Below are 5,511 nucleotides of genomic sequence, written 5' to 3' on the forward strand. Positions count from 1 at the left end.
GCCGACCTGCTCGCGGTGCGTGACGCGGCGGTCTCGGCCGGCGTGGTGGTGGTCCCGGGTGACCCAGCCCTACCGGGTCGCCGGCGGCGCGCGCCGGCCCCCGCCGGTCACCTCGATGAGGCCTGGACGGCGGTGCTCGCCGCCGTGCGCGACCGGCACCCGGACGCTCCGACGCTGGTGGTCGGTGGTCGCTCCAGTGGCGCGCGGGTGGCCTGCCGGACGGCCCACGCGGTCGGCGCGGCCGGTGTCGTCGCGCTGGCGTTTCCGCTGCACCCGCCCGGTCGTCCGGAACGCTCCCGGGCCGCCGAACTGGACACCGGTCTGCCGACGCTGGTGGTCAACGGCGACCGGGACCCGTTCGGGGTGCCGCGGTCGGGGCCGGCCGTGCACGTGGTGACCCGGCCGGGGGAGACGCACGACCTGCGGCGGGACCCGGCCGGTACGGCGGACGTGGTGCGCGACTGGCTGCGTGCCCGGGGCTGGACGGCCGACTGAAGCCGTGTGCCTCCTTTCGGGCGGGCCTGGCCGGTCGGGCAGACCGTGTCCGGTGCCCGGCGCGGTTCGTTGCATCCGATGGCGCCGCCGGCCCGATCCGGACAGGAGGCGCCAACCCTCCCAGGCCCTTCCTGGTCCCAGCGCCGGCCGCCCGTCGGGGCTGGGGCCAGGAACGGGAGACTCGGCCGGAATGTCCCACCAGGCGTCTCGCGTTACTACCCCCGGGACGACTTTTCTGCGAGGGGGGTGACCGGTGCCGACCGAGACACGGATCCGGGAGCGGGACGAACGGGACGCCCGGCAGCTGAAGCGGCTGCTGGACGCTCCGGACTGGCCCGCGACGGTGGAACCGGGCGGGGTGGGAGCGGTGAGCACGGGCACACCAGCCGGAAGTGAATCTGTGGTCAGGTCCGTGCGCGTATCCTCGGCGGGAAAGCATCCGACGCGAGGGGATGTGCGGTTGACCACCGAGAAGACGGACGAGCGCAGGGCCCGTTTCGAGCGGGACGCGATGCCATTCGTCGATCAGCTTTACGCTGCTGGGCTGCGGATGACACGCAACCCGGCGGATGCCGAGGATCTGGTCCAGGAGACCTACCTGAAGGCGTACGCCGCCTTCCACCAGTTCGAGCAGGGCACCAACCTGAAGGCCTGGCTCTACCGGATCCTGACCAACACCTACATCAACTCCTACCGTAAGCGGCAGCGCCAGCCCATCCAGGCGCCCACCGAGGAGATCACCGACTGGCAGCTCGCCGAGGCCGAGTCGCACACCTCCAGCGGTCTGCGCTCGGCGGAGACCGAGGCGCTCGACCGGCTGCCGGACAGCGACGTCAAGGAGGCCCTCCAGCAGTTGCCGGAGGAGTTCCGCCTGGCCGTCTACCTGACCGACGTCGAGGGCTTCTCGTACAAGGAGGTCGCGGACATCATGGGTACGCCGATCGGCACCGTGATGTCGCGTCTGCACCGGGGCCGTCGTAATCTGCGGAAGCTGCTCGAGCGCTACGCCTCGGAGCGGGGCTTCAGCGCGGCCCGCTCGTCGAAGGGCTCGACTGCTGCTGCCGGCCGGGAGGTGTGACGTGAGCTGTGGGGAGCCGCACGAGACAGACTGCCGCGAGGTGCTCGCGGAGGTCTACCTCTACCTGGATCTGGAGTGCGCCGACGAGCGGCGCACGCTGATCCGGCACCACCTCGACGAGTGCGGGCCGTGCCTGCGCGAGTACGGCCTCGAGCAGGAGGTCCGAGCGCTGGTGGCCCGTTGCTGCGGCAACGAGACCGCGCCGGACGAGCTGCGCGAACGGTTGCGGGTCAAGCTCACCGAGCTGGTTGTCTTCGAGACCAGCGACTCCCGCGAGCTGGCCGACTGAGCATCAGCACCCCTGACGGACGAAAACCGGTGGCCCGGGTCGATGTCGACCCGGGCCACCGGTGTACCCGGCGTCCGCCGGGTCGGCCTGATCAGTGACGGGCCGTGCGGCCCGCCGCGCCGTTTCAGGAGTTGGGACGCTTGCCGTGGTTCGCGGCGCTCTTCTTGCGGGCCTTCTTCTTGCGAGACTTCTTCGCCATGCTGACCTCCTCGTGATGGGTCGGATCCCCTCGTGCGCACAACCTCGGCGCCCGTGCACCCTCCGGCCGCCCGGCGTCGGGTCCGACCCGCTGATGGTAGTGCGGTCGGCACGCGTCGCCTCCCCCAGGGCGGGCGCGGCAACCAGGCCGCACCGCTCCGCACCCGCGTCGCACCGCCGCATGATTGGATACGTCGGCAGGCACATCGCGAAAAGGGAGGGCCTGGACATGGCCGAGGAGATCCGCGCCGAGATGGTGGCGAACGTCTGGAAGGTCGTCGCGTCGACCGGTGACACCGTGTCCGAGGGCGACACCCTGGTGATCCTCGAGTCGATGAAGATGGAGATCCCGGTCATCGCCGAGTCCGACGGAGTGGTCCAGCAGCTCGCCGTCAACGAGGGCGACGTCGTGCAGGACGGCGACCTGATCGCGGTGATCGGTTGACCGGCCTGCTGGTCCGGCGCGCCGAGCCGGTCGACTTCCCCGCGGTGGCCCGGCTGACCGTGGCCGCGTACGAGGCTGACGGTCAGCTCAAGGGCGAGCACGGGTACGGCGCGGTGCTGGCCGACGTGTCCACCCGGGCCGCCAGTGGTGAGGTGCTGGTCGCGGCGGACGAGTCGACCGGCGCGGTGCTCGGCTCGGTCACCTTCGTGCTGCCGGGCACCCCGTTCGCCGAGCTGTCCGGGCCGGGCGAGGCGGAGTTCCGGATGCTGGCGGTCGACCCGGCCGCGCAGGGGCGCGGTGTCGGCGGAGCACTGGCGCGGGCCTGTGTGGATCGCGCGACCGAGCTGGGTTGCACGGCCGTGGTGATCTGCGTCCGGGCCGGGATGGCCGTGTCGGCGCACCGGCTCTACGAGCGGCTCGGGTTCGTCCGGGCGCCGGAGAAGGACTGGTCGCCGCTCGCGGGCGTGGACCTGCTGGGCCTGCGGTTGGAGCTTCCCCGCGGCTGAGCCGCCGGTGGGTCAGCCCCGCGGGCTGCCCGAGGTGGCCGGTGCCGCACTCTCGTCGGGCTCGGCGCCGTCGTCGGGTTCCGCGTCCTCGGCGGGTTCCGCGCCCTCGGCTGGTTCCGCACCGATGGCGGCCAGCAGTTCGTCGGCCACCTCCAGGGCGAGTCGGCGGCGCTCCGCGTCGGTGATCTCCGGTGCCCGCACGGCGAACCAACTGGTGTGGACGGCGAACAACGACAGCGCGGCGCGCAGCTGGGCGGCGGGTGAATCGTCGCCCCGGGAGAGCTCGCTGGCCAGCCGCATCATCCGGTCGCGCATCTGCTGGCCGGAGGCGAGGCTCTTGAGCACGGTCTGGTTCTGTTCGAAGAAGCGCATCACCGTGGGCAGGTCGCCGGCGAACATCGTGTCGGCGTAGCGGGAGATCAGCTCACGTCGGGTGGCCAGGGTCGCGGGCTGCGACTCGGCCCAGGCGGTGAGCGCGTCCATCTTCTCCAGCCGGTCCTCGACGAAGCTGGCGACGATGTCGTCCTTGCTCTTGAAGTGGTAGTAGAGGGCGGCCTTGGTGACGTTGAGCCGCTCGGCGATCTCCCGGAGCGAGGTCTTCTCGTACCCCTGCTCGGTGAAGAGCTCGAGCGCGACGGCCTTGATCCGCTCTCGCGTCCCGCCTGTGCTCTCCCTCACCCACGCCCTCCAATTCGCTTGACCGGTGCTTGCTACCCAACTTACCGTGCGGCTAGTAAGGTGACTAGCCGGGCGGCAAGTAAGTATGGCAATCCTCGGGGGGAGCTTACCCATGACTCAGGCAACCCAGGCCGGCGCACGACCCAACGTACGGGTCGTGCTGTTCGGGCTGATGATCGCGATGATGCTCGCGATGCTCGACAACATGATCGTCAGCACCGCGCTGCCGCGGATCGTCGGCGAGTTCGGCGGCCTCGACCACTTCACCTGGGTGGTCACCGCGTACGTCCTGGGAACCACCGTCTCCACCCCGATCTGGGGCAAGCTCGGTGACCTCTACGGACGCAAGTCCGTCTTCCTGACCTCGGTCGTCATCTTCCTCGTGGGCTCCGCCCTCTGCGGCATGGCCGGCTCGGGGATGTTCGGCGGTCCGCAGGACGGCATGGTGCAGCTCATCGCCTTCCGGGCCGTGCAGGGCCTGGGCGCCGGTGGCCTCATGGTGGGCGTGATGGCGATCATCGGCGACCTGGTCCCGCCCCGCGAGCGTGGGCGCTACCAGGGCATGATCGCCGGCATCATGGCCATCGCCATGGTGGCCGGCCCGCTGGTCGGTGGCTTCATCACCGATCACCTCTCCTGGCGGTGGGCGTTCTACGTGAACCTGCCGCTGGGCGGCGTCGCGCTGCTCGTGTTGATCACCACGATGCACCTGCCGAAGTACCGCACGGAGCACCGGATCGACTGGCTCGGCGCCGGGCTGCTCTCGGTCGGCATCACCGCGATCGTGCTGATCACCACCTGGGGTGGCAGCCAGTACGACTGGTCCTCGCCGCAGATCCTCGGCCTGGCCGTGCTGTCCGCGCTCGCGCTGGTGGCGTTCGCCCTGGTCGAGCGCCGGGTCCCGGAGCCGATCCTGCCGTTGGGGCTCTTCGCCAACCGCAACTTCGCGCTGATCTCGGTGATCGGCTTCCTGCTCGGCTTCGCGATGTTCGGCGCGATGAACTTCCTGCCGCTCTACCAGCAGACCGTGCAGGGAGCGTCCGCTACCAACAGTGGCCTGCTGCTCCTGCCGCTGATGTTCGGCATGCTGGTCGTCTCGCTGGTCATCGGTCGGGCGATCACCAAGAACGGCAAATACCGCGCGTACCCGATCATCGGTGGCGTGGTCATGACGGCGGGCATGGGGCTGCTGACCCTGCTCGACACCGGCACCAGCAAGGTGGAGTCCTCGCTGTACATGGTCGTGCTCGGCGTCGGTATGGGCTTCCTCATGCAGACCTCCATGCTGATCGCGCAGAACAGCGTGGAGCAGAAGGACCTGGGCGCGGCGAGTGGCGCGGCCACCTTCTTCCGGTCGATCGGCGGCTCGTTCGGCATCTCGCTGTTCGGCGCGATCTTCGCCAACCGGCTGGCCGACTCCGCCGCGGGCGACGCCTTCGGCGGCAAGGCCGGTGCGGAGATGGACCTGGAGAAGCTCAAGGAACTGCCCGCCCAGGCACGGGAGTTGGTGCTCGGTGGGCTCGCCGACGCCATCTCGCATGTCTTCCTCTGGGCGGTGCTGTTCACCATCGTGATCCCGGTGCTCGCCTGGTTCATCAAGGAGATCCCGCTGCGCACCGCGAACGAGGCCCCGCCGCAGGCCACCCCGGAGGAGGAAGCCGAGATCGCCCTCGGCAAGGCCCCGGTCGCTGACCCACCCCCCGGCAAGCGCCGCCGTCGACCTGCACGGTCGGCGCGGCGTCCCCTTTTCCGCGGGATCCCGGGTCAGCGGCGGCGGGTCAGGCGGTGCCAGAGGCGGTGCAGGGGGTTGCCGGGGACGGGG

At 70.5% G+C, this 5,511-nt stretch carries 7 protein-coding genes and 1 pseudogene; 6 read left to right on the top strand and 2 right to left on the bottom strand.

What is annotated here, in order from left to right:
• The 3 genes and pseudogenes from JNW91_RS29135 to rsrA all read left to right on the top strand — a co-directional run.
• Window positions 1–495: pseudogene (locus JNW91_RS29135) on the top strand (alpha/beta hydrolase family protein); the annotation flags it as partial.
• A gap of 253 nt (window positions 496–748) precedes the next feature.
• Window positions 749–1,573 carry a sigma-70 family RNA polymerase sigma factor gene (locus JNW91_RS29140; RefSeq protein WP_203178707.1) on the top strand — a complete coding sequence of 275 codons (825 nt, stop codon included), beginning with the start codon at window positions 749–751 and terminating at the stop codon, window positions 1,571–1,573.
• A 1-nt stretch (window position 1,574) separates the two neighbouring features.
• Complete coding sequence (gene rsrA / locus JNW91_RS29145; protein ID WP_089019138.1) at window positions 1,575–1,862, top strand: mycothiol system anti-sigma-R factor; 288 nt, start codon at window positions 1,575–1,577, stop codon at window positions 1,860–1,862.
• A gap of 124 nt (window positions 1,863–1,986) precedes the next feature.
• Here rsrA and JNW91_RS34110 read toward each other — a convergent pair whose 3' ends face one another.
• A complete protein-coding gene (locus JNW91_RS34110) occupies window positions 1,987–2,061 on the bottom strand; it encodes a 50S ribosomal protein bL37 (RefSeq protein WP_369814844.1) in 75 nt (24 codons plus the stop codon).
• A gap of 222 nt (window positions 2,062–2,283) precedes the next feature.
• Here JNW91_RS34110 and JNW91_RS29150 point away from each other — a divergent pair, with 222 nt between their 5' ends.
• Window positions 2,284–2,505 (top strand): biotin/lipoyl-binding carrier protein, encoded by a 222-nt coding sequence (locus JNW91_RS29150; RefSeq protein WP_203178709.1) that lies wholly within the window; start codon window positions 2,284–2,286, stop codon window positions 2,503–2,505.
• Window positions 2,502–3,011 (top strand): GNAT family N-acetyltransferase, encoded by a 510-nt coding sequence (locus JNW91_RS29155; RefSeq protein WP_203178708.1) that lies wholly within the window; start codon window positions 2,502–2,504, stop codon window positions 3,009–3,011. The genes JNW91_RS29150 and JNW91_RS29155 overlap by 4 nt, the downstream gene beginning before the upstream one ends.
• A gap of 12 nt (window positions 3,012–3,023) precedes the next feature.
• Here JNW91_RS29155 and JNW91_RS29160 read toward each other — a convergent pair whose 3' ends face one another.
• On the bottom strand, window positions 3,024–3,689 hold the full coding sequence (locus JNW91_RS29160) for a TetR/AcrR family transcriptional regulator (protein WP_309244515.1): 666 nt from the start codon (window positions 3,687–3,689) through the stop codon (window positions 3,024–3,026).
• A gap of 112 nt (window positions 3,690–3,801) precedes the next feature.
• On the opposite strand from JNW91_RS29160, the gene JNW91_RS29165 reads away from it, so the two are divergent.
• On the top strand, window positions 3,802–5,511 hold a 1,710-nt coding region (locus tag JNW91_RS29165), incomplete at its 3' end, for an MDR family MFS transporter (protein ID WP_238425907.1).

The organism is Micromonospora parastrephiae (assembly GCF_016802865.1).
GTDB classification, from domain to species: Bacteria; Actinomycetota; Actinomycetes; order Mycobacteriales; family Micromonosporaceae; genus Micromonospora; species Micromonospora parastrephiae.